General features: G+C 57.1%; 14 protein-coding genes. 13 read left to right on the top strand and 1 reads right to left on the bottom strand.

From position 1 onward, the window contains the following. From otnC to ampC, 5 genes are all read left to right on the top strand, one after another. Window positions 1–669: a 3-oxo-tetronate 4-phosphate decarboxylase gene (gene otnC, locus FHS21_RS16330; protein WP_183663010.1), complete on the top strand. Its 669-nt coding sequence runs from the start codon at window positions 1–3 to the stop codon at window positions 667–669. 80 nt (window positions 670–749) lie between these two features. Further along, window positions 750–1,820: an ROK family protein gene (locus FHS21_RS16325; protein ID WP_183663007.1), complete on the top strand. Its 1,071-nt coding sequence runs from the start codon at window positions 750–752 to the stop codon at window positions 1,818–1,820. Between the two features lie 199 nt (window positions 1,821–2,019). After that, window positions 2,020–2,538, top strand: a complete 519-nt coding sequence (locus FHS21_RS16320) for a DUF992 domain-containing protein (protein ID WP_183663004.1) — start codon at window positions 2,020–2,022, stop codon at window positions 2,536–2,538. Window positions 2,539–2,656: 118 nt separating this feature from the next. Beyond that, window positions 2,657–3,256, top strand: coding sequence for a DUF922 domain-containing Zn-dependent protease (locus FHS21_RS16315; RefSeq protein WP_183663001.1), 600 nt, complete (start codon window positions 2,657–2,659; stop codon window positions 3,254–3,256). Between the two features lie 60 nt (window positions 3,257–3,316). Beyond that, complete coding sequence (ampC, locus tag FHS21_RS16310; RefSeq protein WP_183662998.1) at window positions 3,317–4,513, top strand: class C beta-lactamase; 1,197 nt, start codon at window positions 3,317–3,319, stop codon at window positions 4,511–4,513. Between the two features lie 124 nt (window positions 4,514–4,637). Here ampC and FHS21_RS16305 read toward each other — a convergent pair whose 3' ends face one another. Further along, window positions 4,638–4,997, bottom strand: coding sequence for a hypothetical protein (locus FHS21_RS16305; protein ID WP_183662996.1), 360 nt, complete (start codon window positions 4,995–4,997; stop codon window positions 4,638–4,640). A gap of 417 nt (window positions 4,998–5,414) precedes the next feature. On the opposite strand from FHS21_RS16305, the gene FHS21_RS16300 reads away from it, so the two are divergent. The 8 genes from FHS21_RS16300 to FHS21_RS16265 all read left to right on the top strand — a co-directional run bounded on the left by FHS21_RS16300 (window position 5,415) and on the right by FHS21_RS16265 (window position 16,136). Continuing rightward, on the top strand, window positions 5,415–6,002 hold the full coding sequence (locus tag FHS21_RS16300) for an ANTAR domain-containing response regulator (RefSeq protein WP_183662994.1): 588 nt from the start codon (window positions 5,415–5,417) through the stop codon (window positions 6,000–6,002). Between the two features lie 11 nt (window positions 6,003–6,013). After that, window positions 6,014–7,300 (top strand): CmpA/NrtA family ABC transporter substrate-binding protein, encoded by a 1,287-nt coding sequence (locus FHS21_RS16295; RefSeq protein WP_183662992.1) that lies wholly within the window; start codon window positions 6,014–6,016, stop codon window positions 7,298–7,300. Window positions 7,301–7,655: 355 nt separating this feature from the next. Continuing rightward, window positions 7,656–8,954: a CmpA/NrtA family ABC transporter substrate-binding protein gene (locus FHS21_RS16290; protein ID WP_183662991.1), complete on the top strand. Its 1,299-nt coding sequence runs from the start codon at window positions 7,656–7,658 to the stop codon at window positions 8,952–8,954. Between the two features lie 31 nt (window positions 8,955–8,985). Next, complete coding sequence (gene ntrB, locus FHS21_RS16285; RefSeq protein ID WP_376772128.1) at window positions 8,986–9,858, top strand: nitrate ABC transporter permease; 873 nt, start codon at window positions 8,986–8,988, stop codon at window positions 9,856–9,858. Between the two features lie 11 nt (window positions 9,859–9,869). Continuing rightward, a complete protein-coding gene (locus FHS21_RS16280) occupies window positions 9,870–10,667 on the top strand; it encodes an ABC transporter ATP-binding protein (protein WP_112531485.1) in 798 nt (265 codons plus the stop codon). A 1-nt stretch (window position 10,668) separates the two neighbouring features. After that, window positions 10,669–13,134, top strand: a complete 2,466-nt coding sequence (gene nirB / locus FHS21_RS16275) for a nitrite reductase large subunit NirB (protein WP_183662989.1) — start codon at window positions 10,669–10,671, stop codon at window positions 13,132–13,134. Window positions 13,135–13,138: 4 nt separating this feature from the next. Further along, the gene (gene nirD, locus FHS21_RS16270) at window positions 13,139–13,471 is read left to right on the top strand and encodes a nitrite reductase small subunit NirD (RefSeq protein WP_183662987.1); all 333 of its coding nucleotides are present in this window, start codon (window positions 13,139–13,141) and stop codon (window positions 13,469–13,471) included. 1 nt (window position 13,472) lies between these two features. Further along, complete coding sequence (locus FHS21_RS16265; RefSeq protein WP_183662985.1) at window positions 13,473–16,136, top strand: nitrate reductase; 2,664 nt, start codon at window positions 13,473–13,475, stop codon at window positions 16,134–16,136. The last annotated feature ends 33 nt before the right edge of the window (window positions 16,137–16,169 follow it).

Below are 16,169 nucleotides of genomic sequence, written 5' to 3'. Positions count from 1 at the left end.
ATGTCTGATGCACGCCTGCGTGAGGAAATCTGCCGATACGGGCGTTCGCTATTCGAGCGGGGGCTGACACCCGGTTCGTCGGGCAATATATCGTTGCGGCTTGATGATGGCGGCTGGCTGGTGACACCGACGAATGCCTCGCTCGGCTTTCTGGACCCGGCCCGGCTTTCTCGTCTCGATGCTGCAGGAGCCTTGGTTTCAGGCGATAAGCCGACCAAGGAAATTCCGCTGCACAGCGCCCTTTACGAGACTCGCGGAAGTGCGCGCGCGGTCGTCCATCTTCACTCGACGCACGCCGTTGCCCTGACAATGCTGCCCGAGATCGATCCACGCGCCGCACTGCCGCCAATGACACCCTATTATCTCATGCGCGCCGGCCAGACCGCCCTCGTGCCCTATTACCGGCCCGGCGATCCTGCAGTTGCCGGCGCGATCCGTGGGCTTGCGGGCAAATATTCCTCCGTGCTTCTGGCCAATCATGGCCCCGTTGTGGCCGGCGACAGTCTGGAAGCTGCCGTTTTTGCCACCGAAGAGCTGGAAGAGACAGCGAAGCTTTATCTCCTCCTGCGCAATCTCAATCCACGTTACCTCAGTCCTGCCCAGGTCGCCGATCTGATCACGACTTTCGGCCTTGATCTCCCCGTTCATGACGAGCACGATCACAAGTGAGTGCGACATCCGGCTGGAACTTCGGGTAAGCCGCCGCGTTCCTGTCACGATCATCGTAGAAATTTGTGCAAGGGGCAGGCATGACGAAACACCAGGACAACTTGAAACAGGATAATCCTGTGCCAGTTGCGCACGGCGCCCCTTCATTGCCGTCAGTAACGGTCGACGGCTACAATTTGAAGCTGCGCGACAAGGACGGTTTCATTGGCGACAAGGCCAGTAAATCGGCATTCCAGCAGAAACTAGACGATTGGCGCAAACGTATCCGAAACGGCGGCGATGATCCGCTTGGGAATACGCCGACAAAGGATCTGTCGAAGAAAGAGATCGATGCGTTGGTGCAGGGTAAGGACAAGGAAGCGGCCGCCCTCATTCTCGGCGCTGTCGATGATTTCGCCGGTGAGCTCGCCCAGGTGCTTGCCCGTTTCCTCAAGGAAAAGAGCTGGAAGGGCACTGAACGCGTCGTCGTCGGCGGGGGCATGAGAGAAAGCGCTTTCGGGGAACTGGCCATTGCCCGGGCGATGGTGCTCTTGAAATCAGATGGCTTGAAAATCGAGCTTTTGCCGATCGCGCATCATCCGGATGAAGCCGGACTTATCGGTGCAGTACAACTCATGCCCGCCTGGATGCTTGAGGGTCACGATTCGCTGATCGCCGTTGACATCGGCGGCACTAACATTCGCGCTGGTGTTGTCGAAACACGCCGCAAGGACAAAGCCGATCTATCGAAAGCCAGAGTTTGGAAATCGGAACTTTGGCGCCACGCCGATGATGAGCCCAACCGCACCACAACCGTAGAGCACATCGTAAGCGTGCTGGAACGCCTCGTCGCCAAAGCGCAAAAGGCGGGTCTTATGCCGGCGCCGGTCATTGGAATTGCTTGTCCAGGTACGATCCTGCCGGACGGTTCCATCGCGAATGGCGGGCAAAATCTTCCCGGCGGGAATTGGGAGAGCAAGAATTTCAATCTTCCGGCGGCTCTCGTTGAAGCCATTCCGAAAATCGGCGACCATCCCACCTTTGTCATCATGCACAATGACGCGGTGGTGCAGGGGCTCTCACAGGTTCCGTTCATGCGAGACGTTGAGCGTTGGGGCGTCGTGACGATAGGCACAGGCTTGGGAAATGCCCGTTTTACCAACAAGGAGTGACCAGATGAGCACAGTGGGATGCGAATTGTGGAACAGCAAATCCGACCAGCACAATGCCTTCAAAATGTCCCAATGGCGCTGAACTGTGCGGGCTGTCTGCTACTGCGCCCTCACACATCCATTGACCTATACAGCTTGCTGAATTTGTCGGCTGAACGACCGATTGCGGTGCACCGGTCATACTAAAAAGGAGAAAATCATGAAAAAGACTCTTGCGATGGCATTTACGGCAGCGTCGCTGACTCTTGCCGGCACGATGGCTGCCAATGCGGCAGACACCATCCGGACCTATCAGGAACCGGATCTGCACAGTGGTGTGAAGATCGGGTACCTCGATTGCACTATTGGCGGCGGCATTGGTTATGTGCTTGGCTCGGCCAAGGAGATTGAGTGCGATTTCCGCTCGAGCCTCAGCGGCGAACGTTCGGACCACTACAGCGGCGCAATCAAGAAGCTCGGCGTTGACGTAGGCTTCACCACACGCAGCCGGCTTATCTGGGCCGTGTTCGCACCGACAGCCGGCTACCATCATGGCTCGCTCGGCGGCATCTATCGCGGCGCTACGGCGGAAGCGACAGTTGGCGCTGGTATCGGCACCAATGTGCTGTTTGGCGGCACGGCAGGCTCGATCCATCTTCAGGCCATCAGTGTGACGGGTCAGATCGGTCTTAATCTTGCTGCCACCGGCACGTCGATGACACTCGCCTCGGCGAACTGACGGCATTGTTTTTATAGCTCCCTTTCGCCCCGGCGGAAGGGAGCAAGTCTCTAGGCGCGCCGAACGCCGATAGGTGAAGGCGTCATGTTCACGATTTTGATAATCCGGGGGGATTCTGGTGAAAACAGTCGTCCAACTTTCGTTGCTGGCTGCCTGTTGCGCCTTGTTACCCGAAATTGCACATGCCGAGTGGCAAGCAGTCGAAAAAGTAGAGAGCTACGCGGTTTCAGGAAAATCCGGCGCTGAGCTTTACGCATCGATCGGGGAGAGGGGGCCAAGAGCCGGTGACAACGGGAGCGCCATCGCGCATACGAATTTCCGCCTGACATGGTCGAGGAAATACGAGAACCAGGGCAATGCCTGCACGCTCGTCTCCGCAAAGCCCAAACTTGTAATCACTTACACTATACCGAAGCCGGCGGGAAAGCTGCCGGACGCTGTCGCCAGCAACTGGGAGACCTTTATCGCCGGGATCCGCCGTCATGAAGCCGTGCACGGCGATATGATCCGCGACATGGTAAAATCAATCGAGACTGCAACGGTCGGCTTGTCCGTGCCCGATGATCCCAAATGTACCAAGATCAGAGCGGAGATGACGAAGCGCCTTTCCGAACTGTCTCAAACCCAGCGGCAGCGCAGCCGTGATTTTGATCGAACTGAACTCAGGGAAGGCGGAAATATCCACCAGCTCATCCTCGCATTGGTCAACGGGACGTAGACAGATGCTTGTGTACCGTCACGCGGCACCGGACGTGTATTTTTTGAAGGATGAAAGCTGATGAACCTGAAACTTCTGGCTCCGATCATTGCGACTGCATTCGTTTCTATCACAGCAGCAAGCTCTGTTGGCGCAGCGGAGAATCAACGGGATGACGTCGAAGTCTGGGTAAATGACGCCGTGCAGCCGGTCATGAGCCAGTACGATATTCCAGGCATGGCTGTCGGGGTCGTTCTTGATGGGAAATCTTATATTTTCAACTATGGGAGAATGGCGAAGGAAGGCAGCAAGCCGATAACAGACAAAACGCTGTTCGAGATCGGTTCAATCAGCAAGACGTTCACCGCCACGCTGGCTACCTACGCACAAGCCAACGGAGATCTCGCCTTGACCGAGCCGGCAGGCAAGTACGTTCCAGCCCTGCAAGGCAGCCCCTTTGGCGATGTGGAAATTCTGCATCTGGCGACGCACACGCCGGGAGGCTTTCCGCTGCAAGTACCGGACAACGTCACGAACGAACGGCAGATGCTGAAATATTTCAAGGAATGGCAGCCGGCTTACCTGCCCGGCACCCACCGGACCTATGCCAATCCCAGTATTGGCATGCTCGGCTACATAACGGCGCACAGCATGAAAGGGGATTTCCCTACACTGGTCGAACAGAAGCTGTTTCGACCGATGGGCATGGCCAACAGCTATATCAACGTCCCGAGGGACAGGATGGCGGACTATGCGCAAGGGTACACGAAAGCGGGCAAGCCCGTGCGCATGAGCAATGCAGTCCTGTCATCGGAGGCTTACGGTGTGCGAACGACGGCCGCTGATCTGGTCCAGTTCCTCAAGGCAAATATGAACCTCGTGTCTCTGGATGAGAAGCTGGCGCGCGCAATAAGGGATACGCATGCCGGTTATTTCAAGGTCGGCGAGATGACCCAGGACCTCGTATGGGAACAATATAGCTATCCGGCCGCGCTTCCCGCATTGCTCGAAGGCAATTCCCAGAGAACGTCAAGGCCGGCGCTTCCCGTTGAGCGGATAAATCCTCCGATGTCACCGCGTCAGGACGTCCTCATCAACAAGACAGGATCGACGAACGGATTCGGCGCCTATGTCGCTTTCGTACCGGAGAAGCGGATGGGCATCGTGATCCTGGCCAACAGGTTCTACCCCAACGAAGACCGGGTGAAGATCGTTCACCAGCTTTTCGCCCGCTTCGACAGTGACGGTGCGCGTCATGAGCCAGCTCCCGTCGAATAAGACGTCCTCTCTGCGCATCGTTTTGGGGCGGCTAACGCGGTCCACAGCGATGCAATCGAACCAAATAGCAACGCCCCCGGGCCGTTCCCGGAGGCGTTGTCCAGATGGGAGGAAGCCGGTGTATCTAGTTTAGATGGTCCCACCGATAATACGGTTCGCCGAATAACTGACCATTCACCTTCTCGATTTTCCCCATCAATGGCCGATACTCTCCCATCGGGATCACACCATCCCTGTTGACGGCGATTGCGTCTTTACGGATCGAAGACAGTTCGGCCTTGAGACCATGGGCCTCGGCGGGTGTCATCAACCTTTGGCTGCGTTCTTGAGAAATCCGCGTGTCCGCATTGTTAACGTCGGTAAGAATGGAATTGAGCTGGCCACTTGGTACATACCGGGTAGGGCCGGGCGCCGCGAAGGCCATTGTAAGGGGAGCGGAAGTGATGAGTGCGGCAAGAGCCGCTTTCAGAATAGTTGAGCGCATTTTGCGTCTCCGGTTTTCATGGAGCGACAGGTCGCTCCATCGTCAGCCGCCCGTCTCGATCCGTCGGGTCGCGATGTGATCATCGCCGGCGGTTCCCGGGTAGCTGGCCAAGGGTAGATCTTGCAGGGGCCGGATAAAACTAGCCATAGGTATTGACGGAGGCAAACTTGAGTATGACAGTGTCGAACAGCCGATACTATCCGTCTTGGTAGAGTTGTATGCCTGCTGCTTTTTCGGCATAGGAATGCTTTGATACATGCGAATCTCACCCTGCCGATTCTCACACAAGAAATCCCGAATCCGGGATGAAAATTTCAACCCCAAGAGGAAATTTAGTTGCGCAAAGTTGATATTCTACTCCATCAGTGTGGCCTAATGTAGCATTGCACAATATTCGTGCATGCGCAAAAATAAGGCATGAATGCAGCCCTGTCGATCATGATTTTCGACGAGAACCGTATCCGCGCCGCTATTATCGAAGAGGGCTTGCGGGAGGCGGGGCATACGCACGTGGTGGTGCTGCACGATATTGTCGGACTGGCGCGGCAGATAGAAATTATCGGTCCGGATGTCATTGTTATCGATATCGAAACGCCCAACCGCGATATGCTTGAGCATTTGTTTCAGCTAACGCGCTCTGTACGCAAACCTATTGCGATGTTTGTGGATCGCTCGGATAGTTTATCTATTGAAGCGGCTGTTGAAGCTGGTGTTTCGGCCTATGTGGTCGATGGTTTGAGGAAAGAACGTGTGAAGCCCATCCTTGATATGGCCGTCAGCCGTTTCAAGGCGTTCAGCCGGTTGCAGCAGGAACTGGCCGACGCCAAGAGTGCCCTTGAGGAGCGCAAGATCATCGACCGGGCCAAAGGAATCCTGATGAAATCGCGCAAATTAACCGAAGATGAGGCCTATGCGCTTTTGCGTCAGACAGCCATGAACGAAAAGAAGAAACTTGCCGATATTGCCCAAAGCGTCGTCATGGCGGCGGCAATTCTGGGAAGTTAGGAAGAACTAGAATGAGTTTCATCCCGACCGGAATTGATCAGCACAAGAGCGGGCTAACAGCTCCTGCCACGATCCGCACGGAAAGTGCCAAGCTGGTTCGCGCCGGGTTCATCCCGCTCGTCGATGCCGCTGTTCTCATTGCCGCGTCGGAATTCGGATTTGCCGCTCGCGAAGGTATCCAGATCGACCTGGTCAAGGACGTTTCATGGGCCAATATCCGCGACCGGCTGGCGTTCCGCCAGTTCGACATCGCCCATATGCTAGCTCCGATGCCGGTCGCCTCAGCGCTAGGCCTCGGGTCCAACCCTTCTCCGGCAATTGCTCCTTTCATGCTCGGGCGTGGCGGTAACGCCATCACGCTTTCCGTAGAGCTCTATCGTCGTATGCAGGAAAAGGCAGGTCTTGCTGGACATGAAGATGCCCTGACCAATGCCAAAGCGCTCAAACTGGTAATCGAGGAAATGCGAGCAAAGGGCGAGGCTTTGCCGGTCTTGGGGATGACCTATCCCTTCTCCTCGCATAATTATGAATTGCGCTATTGGCTGTCAGCTGGCGGTCTTCATCCGGAAGAGGATGTAAAACTGGTCGTGGTGCCACCACCGATGACATCCGACGCCCTATCCGCGGGAGCGATCGACGGGTTCTGCGTAGGGGCACCGTGGAATATGGTAGCAGTGTCGCGCGAAGTCGGGCGCATCGTTGCCGTCAAGGAAGATATCTGGCCTTCCAGTCCGGAAAAGGTCATCGGCGCCAGACCGGAATGGGCAGAGCAGAATCCCGAAACACTCTCACGGTTGATTGTGGCGCTCGATCGCGCGGCAGCATGGTGCGATGTTTCGGACAACCGGCGTGAACTGGCGCAGATCTTGGCGGAACCCCGTTATCTCGACGTGCCATTCGACATTCTCCACCGGGTGCTCGTGGGACAATTCACTACTGATCCGAACGGGACCGAGCGGACTGTTCCAGAATATTTTACCTTCCATCGCCAGGGGGCCAATTTCCCGTGGATCAGTCAGGCCCAATGGATATTCAGCCAGATGGTGCGATGGGGGCAGGTCGCCTATTCGCTGGAAGCCCATCGGCAGGTTGCTTCAGCCTTCCGGCCGGATCTCTATCGCAACGCGCTTGGAAGCCGCGCCGATATCCCCGTGACGGATGTGCGCATAGAGGGAAACGCTGAGGATGACGTGTTCATCGATGGCGCCACGTTCGATCCAGAAGATATTCGTGGCTATGTTGCAAGTTTCCCAATTCGGAATACCGGCTCCGGAACCACGAACCAGAGTGACGTTTAGGACCGCACATGTTTTGTGCTGTGCACAATAAATTCGCACTCGACTGACGTTATCTGCACAAATCTGTTGCTTTGATTATTCGTAGGCCCCTCGCTTCTTGCAAGGCTAAACTAAAAAATATGTAATTTTTTCAGCTAGTTGCTGTTTTTATTAAGAGTTGGCACGCCGTTTGCATTGATAATTTTGTTCCGTCAATGACGACAGGAACCGCAGGCACCGGCATCGGGTGCTTTCAAAGACACAGACGTCGCTCGGCGAGTTCATTCTGCAGGTATGCCTGGAATGCACTCCATCCAGCGGCGTTTTTTTATGGCTCAACCGGCTGCAAAGGCCGACGCATTTCAGGGGAAATACTATGAAAGACATTCTGTCGACTGGCATGCACAGACGAAAGCTTCTGAAAGCGGGCGGAACGCTGGCACTGTTTGCTGCCGCCAAATCTGCTTTTCCTGGTGGCGCTTTTGCGGCAGCTGCCGGTCCCGAGACCACAAAGGCAACGCTTGGCTTCATTGCGCTCACCGACTCCGCACCATTGATCGTCGCCAAGGAAAAAGGTCTGTTCGCAAAATATGGCATGCCGGATGTCGAGGTAGTCAAGCAGGCCTCCTGGGGCACAACACGCGACAATCTCGTATTGGGTTCGGCCGGTAACGGTATCGACGGCGCACATATCCTCACTCCGATGCCGTACCTTATCAGTACCGGCAAGGTGACCCAGAACAATCAGCCTCTACCGATGGTCATTCTCGCGCGGCTCAATCTCGACGCGCAGGGGATCTCCGTTGGTGCCGCCTATGCGGATATCAAAGTCGGCGCGGATTCTGGTTTGCTGAAAGAGGCTTTTGCCAAGAAGAAGGCAGAGGGCAGCCCAGCCAAGGCCGCAATGACATTCCCGGGCGGTACACATGACCTCTGGATTCGTTACTGGCTCGCAGCCGGCGGAATCGACCCCGACAAGGATGTCGAAACCATCGTGGTTCCGCCGCCGCAGATGGTTGCCAACATGAAAGTCGGTACTATGGACTGTTTCTGTGTGGGTGAGCCGTGGAATGCGCAGCTTGTCAACCAAGGCATCGGTTACACAGCAATCAACACGGCGGAAATCTGGGCCAAGCATCCGGAAAAATCGTTCGCCATGCGTGCCGATTGGGTCGAGAAAAATCCCATTGCGACCAAGGCGCTGCTAATGGCCGTCCTCGAAGCCCAGCAATGGGCTGACGATATGGCGAACAAGGACGAACTGGCTGCAATCGTCGGCAAGCGCGCCTGGTTCAATGTTCCCGCTACCGATATCGCTGGACGGTTGAAGGGCGATTATGACTATGGCTCCGGGCGTGTCGAGACGGCCAGTCCGCATTTGATGAAATTCTGGCGCGATCACGCATCTTATCCGTTTCAGAGCCATGAAAAATGGTTCCTGACCGAGAATATCCGATGGGGCAAATTTGCGCCGGATACGGACATCAACGCATTGGTTGGCAAGGTCAATCGGGAGGATCTCTGGCGCGAGGCGGCATCGGCCCTTGGCGTTGCCGCAACGGATGTCCCCGCTTCGACATCGCGAGGTGCCGAGACCTTTTTCGATGGCAAAGTCTTCGACCCGGACAACCCGCAGACCTATCTCGCCAGCCTCGACATCAAACGTTTTGCGTGAAGGAACCGGTATGATTGCCAGCCCCGTACGGATGAATCCACAAAAACAGCCACACACCCAAGCAAAGGTCGTGACTTTGAGCACTCCCAGATCATCTGTTGCTCGGCGGCGCTTCCCGCAGCGGCTCTCCGCCCTTGCAGGACATATACTGCCGCCGCTGGTAACGCTGGCGTTTCTGCTGGTTCTTTGGGAAGTCATTTGCTCCTCGCCAACGGCGAGTGTTCCCTCGCCGTCGCGCGTTGTATCCGAAACCTGGGAATTGATTGTCCATCCATTCTATGTCGGACAAGGCGTCGACCAAGGTTTGTTCTGGCACATCCTCGCCAGTCTCAAGCGTGTGGCCCTCGGCTATTGCCTTGCGGCCATCGCAGGGATCGCTCTCGGTGCGCTGGTAGGTCAGAGCGACTGGGCGATGCGCGGTCTTGATCCGATCTTCCAGGTCTTGCGCACCGTTCCACCGCTGGCCTGGCTGCCGCTGTCATTGGCAGCTTTCAAGGACGGCAACCCCTCGGCAATCTTCGTGATCTTCATTACGGCCATCTGGCCGGTCATCATCAATACGGCGGTTGGTATCCGCAATATTCCGCAGGATTACCGGAACGTTGCAAGGGTGCTGCGTCTCAATCAGTTCGAGTATTTCACCAAGATCATGATCCCGGCCGCCGCGCCGTACATCTTCACGGGTTTGCGCATCGGCATCGGTCTGTCCTGGCTCGCCATTGTTGCCGCTGAAATGCTCATTGGCGGTGTCGGCATAGGCTTTTTCATCTGGGACGCATGGAACTCCTCGCGCATGAGCGACATCATTCTCGCGCTCATCTATGTCGGCATTGTTGGCTATCTCCTCGATCGTGCCATTGCGTCCATTGCCAAAGTCGTCACCCGCAACACGCTCAGCGCCTGAAGGAAATAATCATGTCAAAACCCTATCTCTCGCTCGAACAGATCGACATGGTGTTCAGTCGCGGTGGTGCGAGCACACAAGTTCTGAACCAGGTCTCCCTCGACGTCGACAAAGGTGAGTTCATATCGATTATCGGCCATTCCGGCTGCGGGAAATCGACGCTGCTCAACATTGTCGCCGGCCTGACAGAGGCAACGCGCGGCGTGGTGCTTCTTGAGGGCGTTGTCGTCGATGCACCGGGACCAGACCGGGCGGTGGTGTTTCAGAACCATTCTCTGCTTCCGTGGCTGACAGTTTATGAGAACGTCAAACTGGCCGTGGACAAGGTTTTCTCGGGCACGAAAAGCCGGGTCGAGCGGCATGAGTGGACCATGCGCAACCTCGAACTGGTTCAGATGGTTCATGCCAAGGACAAGCGCCCGTCGGAAGTATCGGGCGGCATGAAGCAGCGTGTCGGCATTGCTCGGGCATTGGCGATGGAGCCAAAAGTCCTGCTTCTCGACGAACCGTTTGGGGCTCTTGACGCACTGACACGTGCACACCTTCAGGATCAGGTGATGCAGATTCATGCCGAACTTGCCAATACAGTACTGATGATCACTCACGACGTGGATGAAGCGGTGCTTCTTTCTGATCGCATTGTCATGATGACAAACGGACCATCGGCCAAGATCGGAGAAGTCCTGGACGTACCGCTTGTTCGTCCGCGCCGCCGCATCGAACTCGCGTCGGATGCTACCTATATTCGCTGCCGCTCGGCAGTGCTGAAGTTCCTCTACGAACGTCATCGGCTTGTGGAGGCTGCGTGAGATGGAAGCACCTGAGAAAAAGCAGAAGCTGGTTATCATTGGCAACGGCATGGCACCGGGCCGCGCGCTGGAACATTTGTTCGAACTGGCGCCAGACGCTTATGACGTGACGATTTTCAATGCCGAACCGCGTGTCAATTATGATCGGATCATGTTGTCGCCGGTGCTTTCCGGCGAAAAGGCATTCGAGGAAATCATTATCCATGGCGATGGCTGGTACATCAAGCATGGGATCATGCTGTATAAGGGCCACAAGGTGGTCAATATCGACCGCGTTGCCAAAACGGTTACATCCGATGCGGGAACGACCGAACCCTACGACAAGCTTCTGATCGCCACCGGGTCTTTACCTTTTATCCTGCCGGTGCCTGGCAATAACCTTCCAGGTGTTTTGACCTATCGCGACCTCGATGACGTCAGGGCAATGCTGCTGGCGGCGCAATCGCGGGCAAAGGCCATTGTCATCGGCGGCGGATTGCTGGGTCTCGAAGCGGCGGCTGGACTCAAATCCCGCGATATGGACGTGACCGTCCTGCACGTCATGCCGACATTGATGGAGCGGCAGCTCGATCCTGCAGCGGGCTATCTCCTCGAGAAGGCGGTTGAAGCACGCGGCATCAAGGTCCTCACCAAAGCCAGCACCAAGGAGATTATCGGGGAAAAGAAAGTCGAGGGTGTCCTGCTTGCCGACGGGACGGTGCTCCCCGCCGATCTTGTGGTGATGGCTGTGGGCATCCGGCCAAGTGGTTCGCTCGCCAAGGAGGCGGGGCTTGAATGCAATCGCGGCATTGTCACGGATGCCGGAATGCGTACATCCGATCCGGACATTTTTGCCATTGGCGAATGCGCGGAAGTCGGCGGCCAGTGCTACGGACTTGTCGCACCGCTCTACGAGATGGCGCGGGTGGTTGCGGCCCAGCTTGCAGGCAATAGCGAGGCAGCCTTTGTCCATAGCGAAACGCCGACCAAGCTGAAGGTCACCGGCATTAACTTGTTTTCGGTCGGCGATCTGGGAGAGGGGGACGACCGGCAGGAAATCGTGTTGCGCGATGCCTCTGCGGGCGTTTACAAGCGCCTCGTTCTCAAGGATGACCGCATCATCGGGACCGTTCTATATGGCGAAACCTCCGATGGTGCCTGGTTCCACGATCTCACCAAAAAGCGCACCGACATTTCGGAGATGCGCGAGACCCTGATTTTCGGCCAGTCCTATCAGGGAGGGTCCCCGCTGGACCCTATGGCGGCCGTTGCAGCCTTGCCAGATGATGCGGAAATCTGCGGTTGCAACGGCATTTGTAAGGGAAAGATCACCGGCGCCATTACGGGCAAAGGACTGACATCGCTTGACGATGTGCGTGCACATACCAAGGCTTCCGCCTCCTGCGGAAGCTGCACCGGACTTGTCGAGCAGCTTTTGTCGCTGACATTAGGAGATAGCTATAACCCTTCCGCAGTCACGCCCATGTGCAGCTGTACCGATCTCGGCCATGACGATGTGCGCCGCCTGATCAAGGCAAAGAGTCTGAAATCCATTCCTGCTGTGATGCAGGAGCTTGAGTGGAAGACCTCCTGCGGCTGCGCCAAATGCCGCCCGGCGTTGAACTATTATCTCGTCTCGGATTGGCCGGATGAATATGCCGACGATTACCAGTCACGTTTCATCAATGAGCGCGTCCACGCCAATATCCAGAAAGACGGGACCTATTCGGTCGTTCCGCGCATGTGGGGTGGCATGACCAGCTCGAAGGAACTGCGTGCCATCGCCGATGTCGTCGATAAGTTCGAGATACCGGCGGTGAAGGTCACCGGTGGTCAGCGCATCGACATGCTCGGCATCAAGAAAGAAGATTTGCCCGCTGTCTGGGCCGATCTTGGCAAGGCTGGCTTCGTCTCAGGCCAGGCCTATGCCAAGGGTCTGCGCACCGTGAAGACCTGTGTCGGGACGGACTGGTGCCGGTTCGGTACGCAGGATTCCACTGGACTGGGCATCCGCATCGAGAAGTTCATGTGGGGATCGTGGACGCCAGCCAAACTGAAAATGGCGGTATCCGGCTGCCCACGCAATTGCGCCGAGGCGACCTGCAAGGACATCGGAATTATCTGCGTCGATTCAGGCTTCGAGATTCATTTTGCCGGTGCAGCCGGGCTCGATATCAAAGGAACTGAGGTTCTGGGACTTGTCCATACGGAGGATGAGGCGCTGGAGCACGTGGTGGCACTGGCTCAGATGTACCGCGAGCAGGGCCGTTATCTGGAGCGCATCTATAAATGGGCCAAGCGTGTCGGCCTCGATGAAATCCGCCGGCAGATCATGGGCGATGCGGATAAGCGCAAGGGGTATTTCGACCGCTTCGTCTTCAGCCAGAAATTTGCGCAGGTCGATCCCTGGTCCGAGCGAGTGTCCGGCGTGGACAAGCACGAGTTCCAGCCCATGGCGACCATAGCTTACCAGCAAGCAGCGGAGTGAGGGCATGAACGACTGGATTGAAATCGGTGCGCTCAACGATATTCCTCGGCGTGGCGCGCGCTGTGTGATGACACCGCAAGGCAAGATCGCCGTATTCCGCACGATGGAGGATCAGGTCTTCGCCATTGACGATCATTGTCCGCACAAAGGCGGGCCGTTGAGCCAAGGGATTGTCCATGGTGCTTCGGTGACTTGCCCGCTGCACAATTGGGTGATTTCGTTCGAAACCGGCAAGGCGCTTGGGGCCGATGAGGGCAGCGTCAAAACCATTGCGATAAAGCGCGATGGCGAGCGGATATTTGCCCTGCTTGAGCGCACTGCCGTGGCGGCGGAATAGAATGCTTGAATCCCCCGTTACCGTTCGCACCACCTGCGCTTATTGCGGAGTGGGCTGCGGCGTTCTCGCCACAAGGGAGGAGAGCGGAGCGGTTCGCATCAAGGGTGATCCCCTGCACCCTGCCAATTTCGGGCGTCTTTGCTCGAAAGGCTCCGCTCTTGGCGAGACGCTCGATCTGGAGGGGCGGCTGCTCGAACCGCAGATAGGGGGCCAGCCCGCAAGCTGGGATACAGCGCTCGATCTCGTGGCAAGCCGCTTTACTGAAACCATAAGCGAACATGGCCCTGACAGCGTAGCCTTCTATGTCTCCGGCCAATTGCTGACCGAAGATTATTATGTCGCCAACAAGCTGATGAAGGGCTTTATCGGTTCGGCCAATATCGACACCAATTCGCGGCTGTGCATGTCGTCTTCGGTGGCGGGACACAGGCGCGCTTTCGGGTCGGATACGGTTCCCGGAACCTATGAGGATCTGGATCTCGCCGATCTCATCGTCCTGACGGGCTCCAATCTTGCCTGGTGCCATCCTGTGCTCTATCAGCGCATCGCCGCTGCAAAGGTCAGGCGTCCGGAGATGCGCGTCGTGCTTATCGATCCGCGCCGCACCGTGACCGCCGATATTGCCGACATGCATCTCAAAATAAAACCGGATGGCGATACGGCATTGTTCGTCGGTCTGCTCGGGTTTCTCGCAGCGCAGGGCGCGGTCGAGCGGCATTATGTCGAGCGATACACGTCGGGGTTCGAGGCGGCATTGGCTATCGCCAACAGTCACGATCTGCGCAGCATTGCCGCACGGACCGGGATCTCTCCCGAAGAACTTCGTGCGTTTTTTGAACTGTTCACGCGAACCGAGCGAAGCGTGACGGTTTACAGCCAGGGTGTGAACCAATCCGCCAGCGGCACCGACAAGGTCAATGCCATTATCAACTGCCATCTGGCAACGGGTCGCATCGGTCGTCCGGGTATGGGGCCGTTTTCGATCACCGGTCAGCCCAATGCCATGGGCGGCCGCGAGGTTGGCGGATTGGCGAACATGCTGGCGGGCCATATGCATCTGGAAAATGCCGGGCACCGCCAGCTCGTGCAGGCGTTCTGGGACGCTCCGACCATTGCGTCGAAGCCGGGACTGAAGGCTGTCGATCTTTTTGATGCGGCGCGGGCAGGGAAGATCAAGGCGCTATGGATCATGGCGACCAATCCGGTGGATTCTATGCCGGAGGCGGATCTTGTCATCGAAGCCTTGGAAACCTGTCCTTTCGTCGTTGTTTCCGACATCAATGCGATGACAGATACGACATGCTATGCCGATGTGCTTTTGCCGGCGGCCGGTTGGGGCGAGAAAGATGGCACCGTCACAAACTCCGAGCGGTGCATTAGCCGGCAGCGTGCGTTCCTGCCGCTGCCGGGCGAGGCGAAGCCGGACTGGTGGATTGTTACACAGGTGGCCCAACGCATGGGATTTGCCCCTGGTTTTCCATATGAAAGCGCAGCGCAGATTTTTGCCGAACATGCGGCGCTTTCGGGCCACGGAAATCACGGCACACGCGACTTCGACATCAGCGCGCACTCCGCCATAGTAGACACGGACTACGATGCACTTTCGCCATTTCAATGGCCCCAGGGCAGGGATGAGCCCGCGACCGAAAAGCGCTTCTTCGGGCAAGGCGAGTTCTATACCGACGACCGCCGCGCCCGCTTCGTGGCGGTGCGACCGGCGAATGAGGAAGCAATCGATCCGCGCTTCGCCTTCACGCTGAATACCGGCCGTGTCCGCGATCATTGGCATACCATGACCCGCACAGGAAAAAGCGCGCGTCTTTCCGCCCACTTTGCCGAACCCTTTGCCGAGATCAATCCGCTCGATGCCGCAGAGCAGGGCATTGCCGACGCCAGTCTGGTCAAACTCGGTAACGATCATGGTAAGATCGTCGTCCGGGCATTGCTGACGGACCGGCAGGAGAGGGGCAATATCTTCGTGCCCATGCACTGGAACGGGCAATTTGCCGGCAATGCGCGGGTGGACAGGCTGGTTACCGCCAATGTCGATCCGGTTTCCGGGCAACCCGCTTTGAAGATGGCACGCGTCGCGGTCAAACCGTTCGCTGCCCGCTGGTATGGCTTTGCCGTATTGCATCATAAGCCTCTGCCCGATGCGGAATATTGGGCGATGGCCCTGACGGATGGAGGCTACCGGCTGGAACTGGCAGGGCATAGCGTGCCTGGGGACTGGAGCGCCTTCGCGCGGAACCTATTTCAGGCAGAGAGGGATATCGAATTGCTTGCCTACCACGATACACATCAGGATCAGCATCGCATCGCGGCATTCGATGGTGAGAGGCTGCTCGGCGCACTTTACGTGGCGCGCGAACCGGTGACAGTTTCGCGCAGCTGGGCCAGCGAACAACTGGCACGGCAATTCACAGATGCGCGACAACGCTTCCAGCTTCTGGCGGGGCGACCGGGCAAGGATGTGCCGGACAAGGGTGCAATTGTCTGCGCCTGTTTCTCGGTCGGCTGTAACGAGATTGCCTCTGCCGCCCATGAGGGTTGCACGACTGTGGAAGCAATAGGCGAACGCCTGAAGGCCGGAACCAATTGCGGGTCCTGCCGCGCCGAAATCCGCGGAGTTATCGACGCATGCAAAATCGTTGCGGCGGAATGACGTCTGCCAACGGGTGTCCTGGCTGTTCGCGGC

The organism is Phyllobacterium trifolii, assembly GCF_014192095.1.
Taxonomy (GTDB): Bacteria; Pseudomonadota; Alphaproteobacteria; order Rhizobiales; family Rhizobiaceae; genus Phyllobacterium; species Phyllobacterium trifolii.
The sequence above is the reverse complement of the archived record's forward strand: the minus strand, read 5'-3'. Positions and strand labels throughout refer to the sequence as shown.

What these genes read in the sequence shown, in the direction of transcription:
- otnC (WP_183663010.1), top strand. Translation starts at nt 1, where the DNA reads ATGTCTGATGCACGCCTGCGTGAGGAAATCTGCCGATACGGGCGTTCG.
- FHS21_RS16325 (WP_183663007.1), top strand. Translation starts at nt 750, where the DNA reads ATGACGAAACACCAGGACAACTTGAAACAGGATAATCCTGTGCCAGTT.
- FHS21_RS16320 (WP_183663004.1), top strand. Translation starts at nt 2,020, where the DNA reads ATGAAAAAGACTCTTGCGATGGCATTTACGGCAGCGTCGCTGACTCTT.
- ampC (WP_183662998.1), top strand. Translation starts at nt 3,317, where the DNA reads ATGAACCTGAAACTTCTGGCTCCGATCATTGCGACTGCATTCGTTTCT.
- FHS21_RS16305 (WP_183662996.1), bottom strand. Translation starts at nt 4,997, where the DNA reads ATGCGCTCAACTATTCTGAAAGCGGCTCTTGCCGCACTCATCACTTCC.
- FHS21_RS16300 (WP_183662994.1), top strand. Translation starts at nt 5,415, where the DNA reads ATGAATGCAGCCCTGTCGATCATGATTTTCGACGAGAACCGTATCCGC.
- FHS21_RS16295 (WP_183662992.1), top strand. Translation starts at nt 6,014, where the DNA reads ATGAGTTTCATCCCGACCGGAATTGATCAGCACAAGAGCGGGCTAACA.
- FHS21_RS16290 (WP_183662991.1), top strand. Translation starts at nt 7,656, where the DNA reads ATGAAAGACATTCTGTCGACTGGCATGCACAGACGAAAGCTTCTGAAA.
- ntrB (WP_376772128.1), top strand. Translation starts at nt 8,986, where the DNA reads ATGAATCCACAAAAACAGCCACACACCCAAGCAAAGGTCGTGACTTTG.
- FHS21_RS16280 (WP_112531485.1), top strand. Translation starts at nt 9,870, where the DNA reads ATGTCAAAACCCTATCTCTCGCTCGAACAGATCGACATGGTGTTCAGT.
- nirB (WP_183662989.1), top strand. Translation starts at nt 10,669, where the DNA reads ATGGAAGCACCTGAGAAAAAGCAGAAGCTGGTTATCATTGGCAACGGC.
- nirD (WP_183662987.1), top strand. Translation starts at nt 13,139, where the DNA reads ATGAACGACTGGATTGAAATCGGTGCGCTCAACGATATTCCTCGGCGT.
- FHS21_RS16265 (WP_183662985.1), top strand. Translation starts at nt 13,473, where the DNA reads ATGCTTGAATCCCCCGTTACCGTTCGCACCACCTGCGCTTATTGCGGA.